Annotated in this window: 2 protein-coding genes; both read left to right on the top strand. The window is 38.3% G+C overall.

Annotation, left to right across the window (positions count from 1 at the left end; all coding sequences use genetic code 11):
- Positions 1–436 precede the first annotated feature (436 nt).
- Entirely contained in the window at positions 437–601 is a 165-nt protein-coding gene (locus tag GBN19_RS15865; RefSeq protein ID WP_171494509.1) for a hypothetical protein, read from the top strand.
- Positions 602–689: 88 nt separating this feature from the next.
- Complete coding sequence (locus tag GBN19_RS15205) at positions 690–2,111, top strand: amino acid permease (protein WP_151708400.1); 1,422 nt, start codon at positions 690–692, stop codon at positions 2,109–2,111.
- Positions 2,112–2,281: the final 170 nt, after the last annotated feature.

Genomic DNA, 2,281 nt, shown 5'->3' on the forward strand with positions numbered 1-2,281 from the left:
TTGACCGTTATTTTAAATATTTTTAAAAAAATTCTTAGTATTTTTTAAATTAATGTTTTTAAGCATTTTTTAGTATCTATTTACAAAAAAACAACACTATTGAATTTGCGTTAAATTATTGAAAATTAATATTTTTAATCTATTTTTTGTTTTTTTTGGTTAAAAAAATCACATAATATTTTTATGGTTTTAGTGCCAATTTTTTGGTGAAGTTTTCACATTAGCTCTTTCCTTCTAGTCCTAAATGGCTCTCGTTTCTTTAGCACTTAAACGACAAATTAAAGTTACTGGAAGTATGCATACACAACTGTTGTCACACACGCTGTTGAAACAAAAGCTAATTCGACTTTAGTCCAATATCGAGTCTTACAACAAATTTGCAGGACATTTGCGCTTAAATCCGCGAAATCCGAAGTAATGAATTAAGGAAAATCATATGGCAACACATCAAGCAATTTATGTGCATGTCGCCACAATCGGCTGTCGCCATCCAACTGGTCATCAAACGATCTGTTTAGATCGCCTCTGTTCCAATATTGCTGTAACTGCCCAGCATGTTACAGCCTCAAACTCCTTTTCCTCTTACTTGCAGGGTAGCTAGGCATGTGCTTGCTGCGGAACATGCAACTTCGCTTAAAGCACTTGTGCGTTCAATTCGATTCATTTTTTCTTTTTTGTGAAGGTTTTTTATGACGCAAGCAAATGAGGGCAACACCTCCGACTTAAAGCACGGGCTTAAGTCACGTCATCTTACAATGATCTCGATTGCAGGTGTAATTGGGGGTTCATTATTTATTGGTTCAGGTAACGTCATTGCTTCGGCAGGTCCTGCTGCAGTAATTGCATATGCACTTGGCGGTTTATTGATTTTACTTGTTATGCGTATGCTCGGTGAGATGGCTGTTCTCAATCCAGATACAGGCTCTTTTTCAACTTATGCAGATCGTGCGATTGGACGTTGGGCAGGTTTTACCATCGGTTGGCTATACTGGTGTTCATGGGCACTGCTCATGGGTTGGGAAGCCTATGTTGCAGGGAAAATCTTAAATAGCTGGTTCCCGCTCATCCCAATTTGGGTATATATGTTTGCTGTGATTGGGGCGCTGATTCTCGTTAACTTACAAAATGTAAAAAGTTATGGAGAATTTGAATTTTGGTTTGCCTTAATCAAAGTGATCGCCATCGTAATCTTCTTGGTGATTGGTAGCTTAGCTGTTCTACACATATGGCCTTGGAGTCAACCAGGTGCTCAAGGCTTTAGCAATCTCACTGCACAAGGCTTTATGCCAAACGGCTTCTCATCCATTATTACCGCTTTACTGGGTGTGATGTTTGCCTATATTGGCGCAGAAATTGTGACTGTCGCTGCGGCTGAATCAGATAATCCTGCACGTGAAATTCGTAAAGCATCTAACTCTGTTGTTTGGCGTATCTTATTGTTTTATGTAGGTTCAATGTTCATTACTGTATGTTTGATCCCATATAACAACCCGCTTTTAAAAGATGCAACTTGGGGTACATACAGCGTAACATTGACTGCGCTTGGTATTCCTGAAGCACGTCATATCGTTAACTTTGTAGTACTGACTTCTGTATGTAGCTGCTTTAACTCAGCACTTTATACCTGTTCACGTATGTTGTTCTCTTTATCTAAACGTGGTGATGCACCAAAATCATTTGGTTCAATCAACAGTAAAGGTAGCCCTTCAGTTGGTGTATTTGTATCTTGTATCTTTGCAGTATTTGCTGCGATTTTAACAGCAACAAACAGTATGGATGTTTATGACATCTTTATGCTCGCAACAGGTACAGCAGCGTTGTATGTTTACTTAACGATTGCTTGTTCACAGTTGCGTTTACGCCAAAAAATTGAAGCTTCAGGTCAGAAACTTGAGTTCAAAATGTGGTTGTTCCCTGGTTTAACCTATGCGGTCATCTTCACCATTGTAGGTGCAATTATCGCCATGCTGATTGAAGGAACATACTTTAAAGAAGTCATCTATACGTCTGGCTTGGCTCTATTTATCGTAATTTTGGGTGTATGTGCTCAGAAATTTAACTGGGGTAAAGAACAGCAAGCAGCGTTAAAAGAAGAAAAGAATCTTGGCTAAGATAGGATAAACCCTTCTGCCAGCATAAAAAGCCCACATCTGTGTAATGCCAGTCAGTTAAGCAAAAAAATGCAAATTGCTGTAAAAATGAGTGTATGCAAATACACTCATTTTTTTTATGAATTTATCACATCATTTAGATTTAACACGCCAACAAACATTACCCTCAC

Source organism: Acinetobacter brisouii (genome assembly GCF_008993995.1).
Lineage (GTDB): Bacteria > Pseudomonadota > Gammaproteobacteria > Pseudomonadales > Moraxellaceae > Acinetobacter > Acinetobacter brisouii_A.